The following is a 17,368-nucleotide window of genomic DNA, read 5'->3' as shown; positions in this document are numbered from 1 at the left end:
CACGATTGGGGCTTGAAAGCGGCCAGGCGGCTTCCGGTCATTATCCGCTGTTCACTAGACCTTACTGGCCGCCCGCAATCTTCAGGGCGCCAAGCAAACGCGCAAGGCCGCGGTCGACGACCTTCTCCTTGCGAACCACGACTGCGAGTTGCCGTGCGAGGGCCGGACGCAAAGGCCGCACCACGGCGCCCGCGACGTCGCCGCCGAGTGCCAGCGAGGGCAGAACCGAGCAGCCGCGCCCGCCCGCGACCAGAACCTTGATGGCCTCGACGCTGCCCAACTCCATGATGGGACGGGGAACAAGGCCCGCTCGACGGAACCAGGTGTCGATGATGGCTCGGGTATTCGCGCCCGCCTCGTACAGGATGAGGGGCAGCCCTTTGAGATCTGCCGCGGTCAGCGCGGGGCGCCCCTGGGGCGCCATGCCCTCCGGGAGGAGTGCCACCAAGGCGTCGGTGGCGACCCGGGTCGCGGTGAGCGAACGGCCGAGCGCCGCTGGAAGGGTGACCAGCGCCGCATCCAGGTCGCCCCCCTCGACCCGGCGCAGGATGTCCGGGGTGTTGCCGGTCGCGATGATGACCTCGAGGCCGGGCATGCGCTCGTTCAGCTCCGCGAGCACTGGCGGCAAGAAGTGGATGCAGGCCGTGGCGCCGGTGCCGAGACGGACGTGCCCGGCCTCGCCGGACCGGTGCGCCACAGCCACCGCCCTGGCGTCCTCGACCGCGGCCTGCGCCCGCCGGGCTGGTTCAACGAGGGCCCGCCCGGCGGCTGTTGGCACCGCCCGCCCAGCGACCCGCTCGAGCAGCCGGACGCCCATGATGCGCTCCAGCTCGCGGAGCTGCTGGCTGGCTGCGGGCTGGGTCAGGCCGAGGCCCTGGGCGGCGGCGGTGACGCCTCCGGTCTCGACGACAGAGAGAAAGGTCCGCAGCTGGCGGAGGCTCGGGTAGTGCATGCAGAAAACTTATCCTGATGCGGCGGATCACAAAAATATCCTTTCGGCCGCGAGCCGGTGGCGGCAGTCTTGCAGGCATGAACACACCGGACCTCGCCCCCACACCAGGGCAACTTGACAGCATCCGCGTCAGGCCGTCGGCGGAGGACGACATCGGCGCCATCGCCGCGATTTACGGCCATCACGTCCTGCACGGGACCGGGTCATTCGAAACCGACCCGCCCAGTGTCGAGGAGATGCGGCGGCGGCGGGCGGAGGTCGTCGCCCGCGGGTTGCCCTACTTGGTCGCCGAGGGCAGCGACGGCGCAGTCCTCGGCTACGCCTATGCCAGCGCCTACCGGCCGCGCGCCGCCTACAGGAACACCGCGGAGAACTCCGTCTACGTGCGGCAGGACGTCAACGGCCGTGGCATCGGCCGCTTTCTGCTCGCGGAGCTGCTCACACAGTGTGAGGCCCTTGGGGTGCGGCAGATGGTGGCAGTCGTCGGGGACAGTGCAAATCTGGCCTCGGTGCGCCTGCACGAAGCATTCGGGTTCCGCCTTGTGGGCACCCTCCGCTCGGTCGGCCGCAAGCATGGCAGGTGGCTCGACACGGTTCTCCTGCAGCGCGCGCTCGGTGAGGGAGACAGCACGGACCCGAACGAGGGCGGCTGACGCCGGAAAGGGCGACAGCGCACAGCGGGCCATCGCCTTCGCATATTGCGACAACGTCGTTACGGTGCCTCGTCCACGCCAAGGTGCTCGATGCTGCCAGCCACCGCAAGCCAGGCGGCGCATCCCTCCGGGGACGGGAAAGCGGCTGCCCCATGAGGGAGGCTGGGCGAACCGCCCTTACTCCGGGCAGCCGGAGCTTCGTCGCCGCCATCGTGGCCGCGAAGGTGCTAACGCAGATCGGCGCCTTCACGCTCCCAGCCCTGCTGCCCGGCTACATCGAGCACTGGCACCTTTCAAAGGCTGAGGCAGGGTGGCTTGTTGGCATCTTTTTCGCCGCTTACGTGCCCGCCGTCCCGGTGCTCCTGGCTCTGACAGACCGCGTCCCTGCGCGCCGCGTCTACCTCGTCGGCACCGGCCTGACCGCGCTGTCGCACCTCGGCTTCGCCTTCCTGGCCGACGGGTTCTGGTCCGGGATGCTGATGCGGGCGCTGGCGGGCGTTGGCTGGGCGGGCGCCTACATGCCCGGCCTCAAAGCCATCGCCGACCCGCTTGAGGGAGCAGCGCAGTCGCGGGCCGTCTCCTGGCACGCAGCCGGGGTAGGCATCGCAGGCGCCGTCTCCTTCGCCGCCGCCAGCCTGTTCGACGCTCTGGCCGGGCCGAGCGCCGCCTTCCTGTTCGGCGCCTTTTCGGCAGCAAATGCCTTCGCCATCGCTGCCGCAATGATGCCCCGTGACCTGCCGCCTCGGCCAGGTGCCGGGCCGCGCAGGACGCTCCTCGACTTCCGGCCGGTGTTCCGCAACCGGCGGGCGATGGCTTGGATCGTCGGCTACACCGTCCACACCTGGGAGCTGGCCGCTCTGCGCGGCTGGGCGGTGTCCTTCCTGGCTGCGACGGAGGCCCGGCTGGGTGCGCCCGCGTGGATGCCGTCGCCCGCCGTCCTGTTCACCGCGGCGGGCCTCGCAGGCGTCGCGGTCTCCGTTACCGGGAACGAGACCGCGCAGAAGTACGGTCGGGGGAGGGTGGTGCTCTGGGCGATGACGGCCGCGGCCGCGCTGTCGCTGGCTACGGGGTGGACGACCGGCGTCTCCGTCGTGCTGGCGGCCGCTGCCGTGCTGCTCTGGAATGTCGCCATCTACCTCGACAGCTCGGCGCTGACCGCCGGGACCGTGCAGGCGGCCAACAAGCAGCTGCGCGGTGCCACCATGGGGCTGCACAGCATGGCTGGCTACGCTGGCGGCCTCCTCGGTCCGCTTGGGGTCGGCTGGTTACTCGACCTCGCTGGCGGTGACGGGGTGCTCGGCTGGGGGCTCGCTTTCGGGCATCTTGCGGTGGTCACGCTCGCCGGGCTCGCAATCCTGCAGTGGCTCGGCCGAGAGGGCTGACTGGGCGGCATGGACCCACCGTGCTTTGCTATCGGCATGACGAAGTCGCCACCAGAGCGGCCGCTTGGGCTCCAGCTGCGTGTCCTGTTGCCCGACCCACTGGGCGGGCCTCCCGCCATGGGGCCGGGCAAGGCGGAGCTGCTCGAGGGCATCCGTGACACCGGCTCAATCGCCGCAGCGGGGCGGCGAATGGCCATGAGCTACAAGCGCGCCTGGTTCCTCGTCGAGGCCATGAACGGCACTTTCCGTGACCCTCTTGTTGAGGCGGCGAAGGGAGGGACGGGCGGCGGCGGAGCCTCGCTGACCCCGCTGGGCGTCACCGTCCTCGCCGCCTACCGCCGTCTCGAGCGGCTCGCGGCCGAGGCAGGTACCACTGAACTCACGGCGATACGGGAGGCGCTCGCTCCCCAGCTCAGCGAGCGCTCAGCTACGGCACCCCGCTCCGGACGGCCTAAGCCAGCCTCGACCTGATCCGCGCCGGGCGGTCTCCCTCTTCCACGAGCACGAGCAGTCGATATAGTCGCGCGGGAATATCGCTCGGAGCACTGCCATGGATCATCCGGTCGGGCGCCGCGCCCTCCTTACCGCCTCGGCGGCGCTCCTCGCGGTCCCATGCCGTCGCGCCCGTGCCGCCGACCCGCCCGTCGTCGCGGCTGCGGCCGACCTGCAGTTCGCACTGGAGGAGGTTGCCCGCATGTTCCAGGCCGAGACGGGCCAGGCCGTCCGCGTTTCCTTCGGCTCCTCTGGCAACATTACTCGCCAGATCGAGCAGGGCAGCCCGGTGGAGATGTTCCTGTCGGCCGACGAGGGGTTCGTCTTCCGCCTCGCGGAGGCCGGGCTCACCCGCGATCGGGGCGAGCTCTACGCCATCGGGCGCATCGCCCTCTTCAGCCCGCCCGGCTCGCCGCTCCGCACCGAGGTGGGCATGGACGCCATCCGCGAGGCGCTCGACGCGGGCCGCATGACCCGCTTCGCCATCGCCAACCCCGAGCACGCGCCCTATGGCCGGGCCGCCGAGCAGGCCCTCCGCAAGGCGGGCCTCTGGGACCGCATCCAGCCGCGCCTGGTGCTCGGCGAGAATGTCTCCCAGGCCGCGCAGTTCGCGATCGCCGGGGGCAGCCAGGGCGGCATCGTCGCCTACTCCCTTGTCCTCGCCCCTGGGACGCGCGACCGCGGCGCCCACGCCCTCCTGGCGGACAGCCTCCATGAGCCACTCCAGCAGCGCATGGTCCTCACGCGTCGCGCTGGTCCCGGCGCCGAGCGCCTCTACGCCTACATGCAGGAACACGCCGCCCGCGAGGTTATGCGGCGCTACGGCTTTGTCTTGCCGGGCGAGTGACTGGCGTGGACTGGACGGCGCTCCGGCTCTCCGTCTCGCTCGGCCTTTGGACGCTTGCAATCCTTCTGCCGGTCGCCGTCTGGCTCGGGCGAACCCTGGCGTTGCGGCGCTTCCCCGGCCGGTCCGTGGTCGAGGCCGCCGTCGCGCTGCCGCTCGTCCTGCCACCGACTGTCATCGGCTTCTATCTCCTCCTCGCCTTCGGCAACCGCTCGCCGCTGGGGCAGGGCTGGGAGGCGCTGTTCGGCCATGGGCTCGCGTTCTCCTTCGAGGGGCTGCTGCTCGCTTCGGTTCTCGTCAACCTGCCCTTCGCCGTGCAGCCGGTACAGAACGGCTTCGCCACCGTGCCGCCCGGGCTGCGCGAGGCAGGTGCCGTCTCCGGCATGCCGCCCTGGAGGGTGCTGTTGCGCGTTGAGCTGCCGCTCGCCTGGCCTGGCATCGCCACGGCCGCCGTCCTGGCCTTCGCGCACACGCTCGGCGAGTTCGGCGTCGTGCTGATGGTCGGCGGCAGCATCCCCGGCGAGACCAGGACCGTAGCCATCGCCATCTACGACCGTGTGCAGGCCTTCGACGAGGGCGCCGCGGGCGCGATGTCGGCGGTGCTGCTCGCCGTCTCTATCGCAGCGCTCGGCTTGACGGGCGCCCTCTCACGTCGAGTCGGAAGGCGCAAGCGCGATGCCTGACTACGGCGCTGGGACGGGGCTGTCGGCTCGGCTGCGCGCAGCCGAGCCCATCCCGCTCGACCTCGACCTCGCCTGCGCGCCAGGCGAGATCCTGGCGCTCGTCGGCCCGTCGGGGGCAGGGAAGTCCACCGCGCTCCGCTGCGTCGCTGGGTTGCACCGGCCGCAGGCGGGCGAGGTCTGCTGCGACGGGGCGGCGTGGCTGGACACCGCCGCGGGCGTGGACTTGCCGCCGCACCGACGCGCCGTCGGCCTGGTGTTCCAGGACTACGCGCTGTTCCCGCACATGACCGCGCTCGGCAATGTCGTGGCCGCCATGGGTCATCGCCCATGGGGAGCGCGTGAGGGCCGGGCCCGGGAGCTGCTCGCCCTTGTGCGCCTCGCGGGCCTGGAGGGGCGCCGCCCGGCGGAGCTGTCGGGTGGCCAGCAGCAGCGCGTCGCGGTCGCTCGGGCGCTGGCCCGCGACCCCGCCGTCCTGCTGCTCGACGAGCCGTTCTCCGCAGTCGACCGTGCCACGCGGCGGCGCTTGCAGGAGGAGCTGGCGGCGCTACGCCGAGTGCTCTCCATCCCCGTCCTTCTGGTCACGCACGATCTCGAGGAGGCGGCCGCGCTCGGCGACCGGATCTGCGTCGTCCACCACGGGCGCGGGCTGCAGACAGCCCCGGCGGCCGAGCTGCTGGCGCGACCAGCAACTGCCGAGGTCGCCCGCCTGCTCGACTTGCGGAACCTCTTCCGAGGCGCCGTCGAGCGGCACGACCCGGCCGCAGGCGCGACCTTCCTGTGTTGGGGCGATCGAATCCTTGAGGCGACGCACGCCCCAGACTTTGCGCCAGGCGAGCCGGTGGACTGGCTGGTGCCGGGTGCGGCCGTCGTCCTGCACCGTCGCGGCCGCCCGTCTGCTGGCGAGCGTGAGAACCCCGTTCCCGGTCGGGTCGTCGAGTTACTGGCGCTCGGCGAGGAGGCGCGCGTCACGCTCGACGTCGGCGACCCGGGAGGCAGCACCCTGTCCTTCGCCATGTCGCTGCACGCGGCCCGTCGCAACGGCCTCGCGCCTGGCGAGGACTGCGTCGTCTCCATGCTACGTGACGGCATCCACCTGATGCGCCGAAGGTCGCGGCGGTGACGGCACCGCTTCACCTGAGCAGCAGGCGGACCCCGGCGACGAGCAGGATGGCTGCCAGGACAATGCGCGTGGCGCGCTGTGACATCCAGCGCTGGCCGAAGGCGGTACCAAGGACGGCACCCGCAAGCGCCCCAAGCGCGTAGAAGGACGTCCCCTCGGCGGGGCGCTGCCCGGCCAGGAGGACGCCCAAAAGCGCCAGGGCGGAATTGCAGAGGATGAACGGGGGTGCCAGCGCGGCCGCATGCCGAGGCGACGTCGAGCCGAGGACGATAACGAGCGGGGTCAGAAACACCCCGCCGCCGACGCCCGTCAACCCCGAGACGAAACCGACCCCTGCGCCCGCTGTCGCGGCCGGGGCGAGACGAACGTCTCCGTTCCCGACCGTGTCTGCTGTTCGCCGGAGCAGCATCAGCCCGGCGGCCAGGACGAGCAGCAGCCCTGTCAGGGCGAAGTAAGCGCGTCCCTCGACCACCAGCAGCCCGCCGAGGAAGGCGGTCACCAGAGACGGGGGCGTGAACTTCGCCAGGAGGTGCCATTCGAGCGTCGCGCCTTGATGCAGCCTCCAGGTGGCATAGGCCGCGACCAAGATATTCAGCAGGAGGGCCGTCGCGCGCATCTCAGCCGCCGGGAACAGAGCGAACGCCATGATGGCGAGGAACGCCGTCCCGCCCGCCTGCCCGACAGTGGCGTAGAAAAGGGAAACGCCGCCGACCAGGGCGGTGACGAGGAGTGCGTGGTCCACGCCCCGTTATTGTTGAGGTTCACCTGACGAGGCAAATCGCCGCATGCCTCCGCGTCCGGGCTTCAGACTGACGGGCCTAAGTGATGCCGTACTAGTGCAGCAACGCATTCAGAAGATGCAGGCGATATATAGAGTGGCCGTATCGTCCCCTGACTGACCGCAAGACAAGGTGCGCTTTACATCTGTGTCGGTGTATCAGGCACTGTGTGCAAGCTTCTTGAGGCGAGAGCTGGGCATGTCGGCCAGCGGGAGCGTGGCCACTTTGCAGCAAGGCGAAGAATTTTGCGGTGCAAGTGAAGTTACAACCTAGGTGGAGTGGCATCGCCTAGATCCCTGAAGACCTGCTCTTTTTGCGGCGGCCAGAGAGGGGACCGTGCGCAGGCGCGCTGCCCCCCCCCCCCGATTTTCGACCTGTGCGCGGGCTCTGCCCGCCGCGCCTTTTTGATAAAGAGGTGGGCCGCCCTTGGGCTCCTGGCTCGGGGTAAGCCATGGAGCGGCCCCTAACTGCATGGCCTCAGGGGGAGTGCCATGCAGTCAGATAATTTCACCTTGGCAGTACCGCTGCATCATCGTTTTACGTGGGCTCGGTCATTTGGGAGTTCATCAGCCCTGATGTCGCCTGCAAATTTGAATGCGTCGCCGTACTAAATGAAAGCTCTGCGAATTTGTTGAGATATTGCATCAATAAGGCTGACGCTCACAACAATAATAATCATAATGGCGCATGTTTGCTGAAACTCAAATGCCCGGATAATCTCCCATAAGATTTGCCCAATACCGCCTGCGCCAACCAGACCAATGACCGACGCGGACCGCACGTTACTTTCAAAGCGATAGAGGGAAAAGCTAGCCCACAGCGGCATCACTTGCGGAATCACACCGTACACTATCTCTTCAATATGACGGGCACCGGTGGCCCTGATGCCCTCGACCGGGCTTGCATCAATCGCTTCGACGGCTTCTGCAAACAGCTTTGCAAGGATGCCGGTCGTATGAACCCAGAGCGCAAGCACACCGGCAAACGGGCCGAGGCCTACGGCCACGACGAACAACATGGCGAATACCAGTTCGTTGATCGAGCGGCAGATATCCATGATCCGCCTAGTCGGTTGCGTGATCCACCAGGGGGCGATGTTTCCAGCGCACAGAAGGCCCAGTGGAACAGCACACACGACTGCAAGTCCAGTGCCCCAGACGGCTATTTGAACGGTCAGCAGCATGCCTGAGACATACGAGCGCCACTCGCTGAAATCAGGCGGGAAAAAGTCGCGCGCCAGAATGGCGATGTTGCCGGAGTATTTGGCAAGCTCGAGAGGCCTGATTTCCGCTCCGTGCCACGACCAAGCGAATACCGCAGCCACTGCAAGCCAGCTGAGCAGACGGGCAAGACCTGGCATGTACGAGAACGGCCTGCCAGATAAGATAGCAGGAGCCAGCATCAGTTTGACACCGCTTTGGCATCTTCCATCTGCAGATCCAGAGCCTTCAGGCGGTCGTCGATGTCTTGCAGCCGCTTTGCCTTATCGTCACCTGACAGATTCGGATTGTTTTCGACCGCCAAGCGGTCCCGGTATTGCTGAACCTGCCGGATGGGCAAAAGCTGTGCGTTCGATGACGCCTTGAATGTGCCCCACCCTCCTAAATCAAACAACACTTTCCGCTCACGTGCCGTATCTGCACCCGCACGTTCCGTGCCGTATTCCAGGAAGAAGGCACGTACCTTCTGCTTGAGATCAGAAGGCAGATCCTTGCGCCATACCATTGGGTCTCCGGGTATCAGTGGACTCCGCCAGACCTCACGTACCAAAGCGGCACGGGCCGGTTGCGTTCGGCGGAATGCCTCGAGATCCTCATTGTTGTTGGTTGCCACATCCACCTGCCGGTTTGCCACCGCCAGCAAGTTCGTGCCGTGACTCGCGGTCACAATGTTTTTGAACAGTTTGCGGATGTCGACGTTGTTCCGAGCCCAGGCGTAGTACCCAGGAATTAAGAAGCCCGATGCACTGTTCGGGTCACCATTGCCGAGATTGTACGTGCCGGGCGCCGAACGGATAATGTCGTCTAGGGAGTTAATCGGGCTATCGCGATGGGCGATGATTATAGAATAATAGCCAAGCTCTCCATTGGCGTAAGTCTTTTGTACAAATACCTCGCCTTCGGCGCGATCCACGGCAGGAATAGCTGAGGCGTTACCATGCCAGGCAATCTGAACTTTATTAAATCGCATCGCCTCAACCACACCGGCGTAATCGGAAGGGTAAAAGCCATTCACCTTAATACCAACTACTTTCTCCATGTCCTGGAGAAACGGCTCCCACTTCGTCCGGAGGCTTTGACTGCCTTCGACGGCAATGATGCCGAAGTTCAGTTCCGGTACTGCCGCTTGCGCCGCTCGAGTCAGGGGGGCGGCTGCAAGCAACCCAGTAAGGGCTGCGCGGCGGGAAATCGCATGCATGGGTTTTCTCCAGTTACCTACGCTCGGGCGTATGCAGGCAGCAGGGCATCTGTGGTGACTGGCAGCAGTTCGCGAGACGGCAGTTCACCGCCATATACTTCCGCGAGGACCCTCGAGTTGAGTTCACTCGGTGCGCCGTCGAACACCACACGGCCATGACGCAGGGCAACTATCCGTCGGCAGAAGCGCAGCGCAACATCGACTTGGTGCAGTGACACCAGTACCGTGATGCCGTCCTGACGATTTAGATCGGCCAACGTCTGCATGACCCGACGGGCGCTTTCCGGATCGAGAGACGCGATGGGCTCATCGGCAAGGATGACCTGTGCGCCTTGCACCAAGGCCCGAGCGATGGCCGCACGCTGTTGCTGTCCGCCTGACAGAGTGGAGGCACGCTGCTGAGCAAGTTCCTCTATGCCTACCCGTTTCAGTGCTTGATGCGCCCGCACTCGCTCGCATTCGGGAAACCAACCTGGAAGAGTACGCCACAAAGGCAGCCGCGACAGCGCACCGGCCAAGACGTTGGTCAGAACTGGAAGGCGGTCGACCAAATTGAATTGCTGGAAAACAAAGCCAATACCGGCCCGGATCTGCCGGACATCCCGCGCAATCTGGCCTCGTTGCTGAACACAGCGTCCGTTGACGAGGACGCGATTTGTGCCGCCGCGGTCCGCGCGGACGAGCCCTGACAGGTGACGCAGCAGAGTCGATTTGCCAGACCCTGACGCACCAATAATGGCCACCATCTCGCCAGGGGTCACGGTAAGCGATGCGATATCCAGTACCCGCTGTTCCGCTCGGAACGTCTTTTCAAGAGCCTCAATTGCGATGGCAGGATGCATGTTGCGGCCTCATACGCGGCGGGACGCCAGGGCTGGTGTCATCCGACGTTTGAAGGCGGCTGTGTGTGTTAATCTTGTGACAAGCATTGTATGCTTAGCAACTTACTCGCAGCGTGAGGGTGCCTTTAGCGGGCGGCCCTCACGCTTTGCGGTGTCTGGAACCGGTAAAGACGCTGGCGTCTCCTGACGAATGGCTAGGCTGTCAAGAAGAGCTGGCTCAGCCTGCTGGCCGGTACTCCTGAGTTTTCCAGGATAGGTGACGCACGGCGGCCGGTGCATCGCTGATTTTCCGGATGTCGCCCCAAGTTTGCTTGTAGTTCGGGATGATGAGCTCGTTGGTCGCCTTGCTGACCACGTTGCCCTGCACGCCGGTGGGGTAAGCGAACAGCATGAAGGTCTCGTTCCGCCGGACCTGCGCCTCGGGCCAGGCGACGGCCTGGGTGGCGCCGTTCCCGTTGAACACCTCGACCAGGTCGCCCGGGCTGAGCCGCAGCTCCTGCATGTCGGCCGGGTTCATCTCGATGTACGGGTAGGGGAAGCGGTCCCGGACGAAGTCGTTGTGCTGGTCCAGGTAGGCAGACTGCCAGACGTGGTTGGCGCGGCCGTTGTTGATCAGGAAGCGGTGCTTGTCCTTCTCGGCCTGCTTGCCCTCGGCCTGGAGGCCGCGCCACTCGGCGACAGCGAAGGTTGCGCGGCCATCCGGCCGGTTGAACTTGCCGTCCGCATAGAGCCGCTTGGTGCCGATGATGGGTTCGGTGCCGCCTGACGGTGGGGCGGCCGCCGCCGATAGACCCGTGTTCGGTCCCGCCTGCTGCACCGGCTCCTTGCCCCGGGCGCCCTCGATTGCCGGACCCTGAACGACCATTCCCGGCGTCGCGCCGGTTGTCGTCCCGGCGGCGACCGGCCCAGTCCCGGCGAGGCCGACAGCGGGCTCCTGGAAGCCGTTGGTCCCCATGGCGCGCAGCCGGGCGTAGGTGACGAACTCGCCGCCCTTTTCGTGCTTGCGGTAGCCGTCGTTGAACGCGTCCTCCTCGGTCTGCCAGTCGTAGCCGCGGAAGCGGTCGGCGACCTCGGCTTTGCCAGCCGCGCGCCAGGTGCGCTCCAGCGCCTGCGCCAAGCGGGCCGCGATTAGGCAATCGGGCATCGCCCGGCCGGGCGGGTCCATGTAGCGCTCGGTTAGCCGCATGCGGCGCTCGCCGTTCATGGAGGTCAGGTTCATCTCGCCGGACGTCGCGGCGGGCAGGACCACATGCGCGCAGGATCCTATCTGGGTCGGCACGATGTCCACGTTCACCGTGAACAGCCCGCCAGCACGGATAGCCTTCATGATGGCCTCGACCTGAGCCGGGCGGTCACCGGCCGGGACGCTGTCCATCGCCTCCTTCACCATGTTCGTGCGGCGCTGGTAGGTCCGCTTGAACTCGCCAGCGTTGAGCGTGGTCTTGAAGTGGTCGCAGCCCCAGACGTGGTGGATGCCGCCCTTGCCCTGGATGAGTAGCTGGTCGACGTAGGCGGCAGGTCTGCCGACATGGGCGTCAGACGGCCGGGCGTAGCCCTCCTGGTGGCCGCCGAGGCGCACGCAGCCGCCGCCCGGACGGCCGATGTTGCCGGTGGCCAGCGCCACGTTCACCATGGCCTGATTGGTTCGGTAGTTGTCGTTGCCCCAGATGATGCCCTTCTCGTAGGCGAACATCGTCCGGCGCCGGGCGCCGCCCTGCTTGGGCTCCGCGATCCACGACGCCGCCTTACGGATGTCCGCCACCGACAGGCCGGTGATGCGGGCTGCGTCCTCCACCGAGGTCCGGTTGCCCGCCACGGCGGCATCGAAGCCGGTGGTGCTCGCATTGATGAAGGAGCGGTCCACCCAGCCGCGCGACGCGATTTCGGTGAACAAGGCGTTGAACAGCGCGAGGTCGGTGCCGCTGTTAATCTGCAGATGCAGGACGTTGTCCTTGCCTGCCTCCGCCTCGCAGGCGGCAATGGTGACCGTGCGCCGCGGGTCCACGATGATGACGCGGGCCGCCGCGTGCGGCTCGTTCGGCAGCTCCTGCTTCTTCTTGTCGAGGCTGGTCCCGCGCAGGTTCGGCACCCAGTGGTTCAGGAAGTAGTTTGTCTGCGTTTCGAGGCTGTTGGCCCCGGCGACGAAGATGGTGTCCGCGAGCTCCGCGTCCTCGTAGCAGTTGTTCAGCTCGCCGACGCCCATGTCCCGGGTTCCGTGGACCTCCGAGTTGTAGGCGGGCCGGTTGTGGATCCGGATGTTCTTCACCTTCATGCTCTCGAAGTAGAGCTTGCCGGTGGCCCAGGTGTTCTCGTAGCCGCCCCCGGCGCCGCCGTGGTCGTAGGCGGAGACGATGAGCCCGTCCTCGCCCTGCTCCTCGACCACGCGCCGGGTGACTTCGGCGACGAGCGAGAGGCTGTCCTCCCAGGACGTCGGTGACATGGTGCCGTAGCGCCAGATGAGGGGGTCGGTAAGGCGCGCTTGCTGCGTGCCGGTGACGGCGGAGTAAGACACCTCCGCCATGCGGGCGCCGCGGATGGAGCCGAGCCCGGAGTTCACGACGCAGTCGTGGTCGGGCTTGATGACGATCTGGACGTCGCGTCCGTCCTGCTTGACCACGTTGTACATCGAGGGCGCCACCCAACCGGCGCTATCAGCGCCCTGCTGGCCGCGCAGGTCCTCGCCGTAAGCGTTCTCGCCGGGCGCCGGGCCGCCCTGCCGGTTCATCGGCCAAGTGTATGCCTTGTAGCCGCAGCCCACGATGCAGAAGTGGCAGGTCACGTTGTTCACCCGCGCGTCGCGCGGCGGAATCGGCAGGCGGTCGATATTGCGCTTGTAGGCCATGTCCGCTCCCCCTCAGCCGAGCACGTTGGAGTGGCGGCCGTAGATGAGCTCGTCCACGCCCTCGGCCTGGATGTCGCCGTTGCCGTCGACCCGCAGGCGGTACTGGGCGAGGTTCTGGGTCGCGTGCCCCCAGACCTGCAGCCCGCCCTTTTCGCAGTCGAAGCGACTGTAGTGCCCGGGGCAGTTCAGCGTCCGGTCGTCGGTCCGGTAGAACATGGGGTAGCCCTTGTGCGGGCAGAGGGTCGAGTAGGCCACGACGTCGCCGTCCGGTCCGACACCGCCCTCAACGCGGGTGCCCAGCTTGAGCAACACGCCGGGGCTGTCCGCGTCGGGGTAGGCGATGTCCAGCGGCTCGTTGGGTTTGAGGTCGCGGATGTTGGCCAGCTTGGCGCGCGGATAGGTGACCTGGGCCAGCGCCGGGGCGGCCTTGGCCGGTGCCGCCGGTGCGGCGGCTACGGCGGCGGCACCGGCCGCTGCGAGCGCTCCCCGGCCCAGGAAGAAGCGGCGTCCCGCCTCCGCGACCTTGTTGCAACCCGACATGACTGGCCCTCCCTCGATCGGGATGGGAAGTGCAGCGTTCGTGCCAGACCGGCAGGACAGGCAGTTGCGGGCCGCAGCATGGCCAAAGGGCAGGCGAAAGGCCGAAACAGGGCCGAAGTTCAGTGCGTGCAACATGTGGCGCAGTCCCGCCGTCCGGACCGCGAGGGCTCAGCCAGTCCCGGAAGCTGGACTCGCGCTGGTCTCGACCGGCCGCACGAGCCCAAGGCGGCGGACCTTCTCGAACAGGGTGGAGCGACCGACGCCAAGGCGCGCCGCGGCCGCGCCAACGTCCCAGCCGGTTGCATCGAGGGCGCTGGCGACGGCGCGGCGTTCGGCGGCCACGAGGACCTCGGCGAGCGTCGTCGCGGCGTCCTCGGAAGCCGTCGTCTCCCTGCGGTCCGGAAAAAGGTCGGCGGCGCCGATCCAGGGCCCGTCCGCCAGCGCCACCGCGCGGTCCACCCGGTTTCGCAGCTCCCGGGCGTTGCCCGGCCAGGCGTGCGTCTCCATCGCCTTCACCGCCTGCTCGTCGAAGCCGCGCAGGGGCCGGGGCGATCGGCCGGAGGCGCTTTCAAGAAAATGGCGGGCCAGATGGACGACATCCTCCGGCCGTGCGCGCAGCGGCGGGATCTCGACCCGGATGACGTCGAGCCGGTACAGCAGGTCCTCGCGGAAGCGGCCGTCGCGCACGCGGGCGTCCAGGTCCGCATTCGTGGCGGCGATCGTCCTCGCCTTGAAGGGTAGGACCGTGTTGCCGCCAACCCGGTTGAACTCGCGTGCCTCCAGCAGGCGAAGGAGCTTTGCCTGAAGCTGCGGCGGGAGTTCGGCTACCTCGTCGAGGAACAGCGTTCCTCCTCCCGCGCGCTCCGCATAGCCCTCTCGCCGCGAGGCCGCGCCCGTGAACGCGCCGCGCTCGTGCCCGAAGACTTCGCTTTCCAGGAGGTCGGCCGGGATCGCGGCGCAGTTGACAGCAACGAAAGGCAGCCGGGCGCGGGGCGATAGGGCGTGCAGCAGCCGGGCGGCGACCTCTTTTCCCGTGCCGGTCTCCCCAAGCAGCAACGACGTGCTGTCGCTCGAGGCGGCGCGGCGCAGGACGGTCTCGACCCGGCGTATCGCGGCCGAGGGGCCGAGGACGGCGTCCTCGGGCGCGACGAGCTTGCGGGCAACGAGCGCCTCGATGCGGCCGAGCAGGTCGGCAGTCTCGACCGGCTTGACCAGAAAGTCGTCCGCGCCAGCCTTGAGGAGCCGGATAGCTTGGTCGATTCCGGCGTATGCAGTCATCAGCAGGGCGGGCGTCCCGGCCAGGCGCTCCCGGTGGGCAAGGAATAGCTCCTCGCCGGAGCCGTCCGGCAGGCGCAGGTCGGACAGCAGGAGGTCGGGGACGCGGCGAGCGAGCGCCGCGGCGGCCTCGACGGCACCATGCGCCCACTCGACGGCGTAGCCCTCCAGCCTGAGCCGCTGCGCCAGGGTGCCGCCCATGACCGCGTCGTCCTCCACGAGCAGGATGCGGCCGCGTTCAGAGGGCATGGACGGCCTCCATCGGGGCAGGCGCCGCGGGCAATTCGGCGACGAGGCGGGTGCCGGTGTCGGAGGGCAGCCGGGCGATGCGGCCACCGAGGCTTCGGGCCAAGCGGACCGCCGTCCAGAGACCAAGGCCGCCATCCTCGGGCGGCGGCCCGTCGCGTGCATCCAGCAAGGCCTCGACGGCAGACGGCAGGCCGGGTCCGGCATCGGTTACCTCGACAACCGCGCCCCCGCCGTCCAGTTCGCTCGCCCGGAAGCGAAGCGTGCCCTGCGGCGGAGAGGCCGCGGCGGCGTTCAGCAGGAGATTGAGGGCCACTTGGCGCGCCAGGGTTCGGTCCACGGCAACCTTGCCGGGTAACTCGTTCTGCCAGTCCAGGGAAAGTCCGCGGCGCGCCACCTCGTGGCGTATGAGCAGCCGGAGATCCTCGAAGTCCTGCGCCGCCAGCGCCGCGGTGCCGGGGGCGCCTCGCCAGGTGACCAGGCCAGCCCTGACGACGTTGCGGATGTCGCCCAGGCCGCGCCTGAGCAGGCCGAGGGCCTCCGCGCGCACCGCGGGGTCGTCGCCGTGGTCGCTCAGCGTGTCAACGGCCGTGATTAGTCCGCCAAGGGGGTTGTTGACCTCGTGAGCCATGGCGGCGGCGAGGCGGCCCACCTGCGCGTGGCGCTCCTCCTTGGCGAGCCGGGCCGCCATGGCTTCGCGTTCGGCGGACGCCGCCGCGGCCCTGTTCCAGGCAGCCAGGAGGGCCGCGTGCTCCGGGCCGATTCCAACCGTCTCATCCACCGGAACCGGCCGCCCGCTGCGAGCTGCTTCGGTCAGCCGCCGCCGCACGAGGTCGGCGGGCGCGAGAAGGTGGCGAACAAGCAGAACTCCTGCAGCCGCGAAGACCAGGGCGAACGCCCCGTTGGCGAGAACAAGTGTCCGGACTACAGCCCGGCGCTCGGCCAGGAGCGGTCCGATGTCGGCCTGGGCGACGATGCGGCCCAAGGGCACGTCGCCTTCGGCAAGGTCACGCGCCAGAACGGCGGTCGCGGCATCTGCGTCGAGCACCGGCCTTCCGGCAGCCGCTGCGGCATCGGCCTGTGCAGCGAGAGCCGCAGCGAGCCTAGTACCGCTCGGGATGCTGCGGGGCTCCGCCGACGCCAGGACCGTCCCGTCCGGCAGAAGGACCGCGAACAGCATCGGTCGGAGGGCGCCGTATCTCGCGCGTGCGCGGTCGAGGGCGTCGAACGCTTCCCAGATGTCGGCTCTCGCGGCAGCGGGCTGCACTGCAGTCGCCAGGCCGTCTAGGAAGGCGGAGGCCAGTTCCGACAGGTGGCGCTCCTGGTCGCGTGCGAGACGGGACAGAACGGCCTGCCCCGTGGCGAGGGCCACGCCCGCGACCAGCATGGCGACAATCAGCGGCACCCGGACGGCCAGCGGCCAGCGCCGCGGATCGAGCGCGCCGGGTGGTGTCATGTTGGGGACTCCACGGTTGCCGCCATGCGGGCGATGCCGTCGTACAGGGATGGTTCGCCAGGAATGAAGCCGCCGAGTTGGAGGGTTTTGAGAATCCGCCTTCCGGAGGCGCTCTCGGCCATCTCGATGAATGCCGTGGCGAGACCCTGTGCCGCAGGACCGTCCCGGTTCTCGGACAGGCAACAGATGGGAGGGAAGCCGTGCCAATCCGAGCGTCCGATGACCCTGGTGCCGGATGTCAGGGCCGGTTCACGGTCGGCAACCGTCTCCCAGACGTAGCCGTCCACCGAACCACTTTCGGCCAAGCCAGCGCCTACGGCCCGCAGGACGTTCCGGTGGCCGTAGGCGAAGAAGGGCCGATTGAAGAAGCCTTCGGGCCTTTCGTGACGGGCGGCCAGGAGCCAGCGCGTCACCAGGAAGCCGGAGTTGCTGTCCGGATCCGAGAATGCGTGGGAAAGGCCGCGTAGGTCGTCGATCGTGGACGCGCCCAGGCTCGCGTCGCTGATGAGGTAGGATTGATAGAGCGGGCGCCCGCGGTGGAGCGGCACAGCCAGCAGGGACAACCGGTCGGCATGGCGGACATAGGGGAAGCCGCAGATCCAGGCGGCGTCGAGCTGCCCCGCCAGAAGCATGGCCACGATTTCCTGGTAAGTGCGGCGCTTCACCAGCTGGACCGGAGAACCGAGAGCTGTCTCGAGATGCCTCCCGAGGTCCCGCAGGAGCGCCAGGTCCGAGTCTAGGAAGACCGGAGTGAGCCCGAAGCGGACCGGCAACGCCGCGCGTCCAAGCCGCGGCATTGCAATTGCAGCCGCAACAAGCGTTCGGCGACCCAAAAATCGGCCAT

The 17,368-nt window shown here is 67.9% G+C and carries 16 protein-coding genes; 6 read left to right on the top strand and 10 right to left on the bottom strand.

What is annotated here, in order from left to right; all coding sequences use genetic code 11:
- Positions 1–61 precede the first annotated feature (61 nt).
- Positions 62–952, bottom strand: a complete 891-nt coding sequence (locus tag LH62_RS23235) for a LysR family transcriptional regulator (protein WP_043364512.1) — start codon at positions 950–952, stop codon at positions 62–64.
- A 77-nt stretch (positions 953–1,029) separates the two neighbouring features.
- Here LH62_RS23235 and LH62_RS23230 point away from each other — a divergent pair, with 77 nt between their 5' ends.
- The 6 genes from LH62_RS23230 (at position 1,030) to LH62_RS23205 (ending at position 6,126) form a co-directional block, all read left to right on the top strand.
- Entirely contained in the window at positions 1,030–1,605 is a 576-nt protein-coding gene (locus LH62_RS23230; RefSeq protein WP_052214845.1) for a GNAT family N-acetyltransferase, read from the top strand.
- A gap of 152 nt (positions 1,606–1,757) precedes the next feature.
- Positions 1,758–2,987 (top strand): MFS transporter, encoded by a 1,230-nt coding sequence (locus LH62_RS23225; protein ID WP_052214844.1) that lies wholly within the window; start codon positions 1,758–1,760, stop codon positions 2,985–2,987.
- 87 nt (positions 2,988–3,074) lie between these two features.
- Positions 3,075–3,458, top strand: a complete 384-nt coding sequence (locus tag LH62_RS23220) for a LysR family transcriptional regulator (protein ID WP_255360007.1) — start codon at positions 3,075–3,077, stop codon at positions 3,456–3,458.
- A gap of 79 nt (positions 3,459–3,537) precedes the next feature.
- Complete coding sequence (gene modA / locus LH62_RS23215) at positions 3,538–4,326, top strand: molybdate ABC transporter substrate-binding protein (RefSeq protein WP_043364510.1); 789 nt, start codon at positions 3,538–3,540, stop codon at positions 4,324–4,326.
- 5 nt (positions 4,327–4,331) lie between these two features.
- Positions 4,332–5,006 (top strand): molybdate ABC transporter permease subunit, encoded by a 675-nt coding sequence (modB, locus tag LH62_RS23210; protein ID WP_043364509.1) that lies wholly within the window; start codon positions 4,332–4,334, stop codon positions 5,004–5,006.
- Positions 4,999–6,126, top strand: a complete 1,128-nt coding sequence (locus LH62_RS23205; RefSeq protein ID WP_043364508.1) for an ABC transporter ATP-binding protein — start codon at positions 4,999–5,001, stop codon at positions 6,124–6,126. The genes modB and LH62_RS23205 overlap by 8 nt, the downstream gene beginning before the upstream one ends.
- A 10-nt stretch (positions 6,127–6,136) precedes the next feature.
- Here the strand turns inward: LH62_RS23205 and LH62_RS23200 are convergent, their stop codons facing one another.
- From LH62_RS23200 to LH62_RS23170, 9 genes are all read right to left on the bottom strand, one after another.
- Positions 6,137–6,868: a sulfite exporter TauE/SafE family protein gene (locus tag LH62_RS23200; protein ID WP_052214843.1), complete on the bottom strand. Its 732-nt coding sequence runs from the start codon at positions 6,866–6,868 to the stop codon at positions 6,137–6,139.
- 644 nt (positions 6,869–7,512) lie between these two features.
- Complete coding sequence (gene phnE, locus LH62_RS23195; RefSeq protein WP_144404610.1) at positions 7,513–8,265, bottom strand: phosphonate ABC transporter, permease protein PhnE; 753 nt, start codon at positions 8,263–8,265, stop codon at positions 7,513–7,515.
- Positions 8,266–8,306: 41 nt separating this feature from the next.
- Positions 8,307–9,323, bottom strand: a complete 1,017-nt coding sequence (gene phnD, locus LH62_RS29545; RefSeq protein WP_082012738.1) for a phosphonate ABC transporter substrate-binding protein — start codon at positions 9,321–9,323, stop codon at positions 8,307–8,309.
- A 17-nt stretch (positions 9,324–9,340) separates the two neighbouring features.
- Complete coding sequence (gene phnC, locus LH62_RS29540; protein WP_082012737.1) at positions 9,341–10,165, bottom strand: phosphonate ABC transporter ATP-binding protein; 825 nt, start codon at positions 10,163–10,165, stop codon at positions 9,341–9,343.
- Between the two features lie 217 nt (positions 10,166–10,382).
- Complete coding sequence (locus tag LH62_RS23190) at positions 10,383–13,007, bottom strand: arsenate reductase (azurin) large subunit (RefSeq protein WP_043364506.1); 2,625 nt, start codon at positions 13,005–13,007, stop codon at positions 10,383–10,385.
- A gap of 12 nt (positions 13,008–13,019) precedes the next feature.
- Positions 13,020–13,682 (bottom strand): arsenate reductase (azurin) small subunit, encoded by a 663-nt coding sequence (locus LH62_RS23185; RefSeq protein WP_236552611.1) that lies wholly within the window; start codon positions 13,680–13,682, stop codon positions 13,020–13,022.
- Between the two features lie 33 nt (positions 13,683–13,715).
- The gene (locus tag LH62_RS23180; RefSeq protein ID WP_043364504.1) at positions 13,716–15,071 is read right to left on the bottom strand and encodes a sigma-54 dependent transcriptional regulator; all 1,356 of its coding nucleotides are present in this window, start codon (positions 15,069–15,071) and stop codon (positions 13,716–13,718) included.
- The gene (locus tag LH62_RS23175; protein WP_043364503.1) at positions 15,061–16,524 is read right to left on the bottom strand and encodes a HAMP domain-containing sensor histidine kinase; all 1,464 of its coding nucleotides are present in this window, start codon (positions 16,522–16,524) and stop codon (positions 15,061–15,063) included. Before LH62_RS23175 ends, LH62_RS23180 begins: the two co-directional genes overlap by 11 nt.
- A complete protein-coding gene (locus LH62_RS23170) occupies positions 16,521–17,321 on the bottom strand; it encodes a PhnD/SsuA/transferrin family substrate-binding protein (RefSeq protein WP_236552686.1) in 801 nt (266 codons plus the stop codon). Before LH62_RS23170 ends, LH62_RS23175 begins: the two co-directional genes overlap by 4 nt.
- Between the last annotated feature and the right edge of the window lie 47 nt (positions 17,322–17,368).

It is taken from the genome of Belnapia sp. F-4-1, assembly GCF_000802185.1.
Taxonomy (GTDB): domain Bacteria; phylum Pseudomonadota; class Alphaproteobacteria; order Acetobacterales; family Acetobacteraceae; genus Belnapia.
This window is presented reverse-complemented; position numbering and strand designations above follow the sequence as displayed.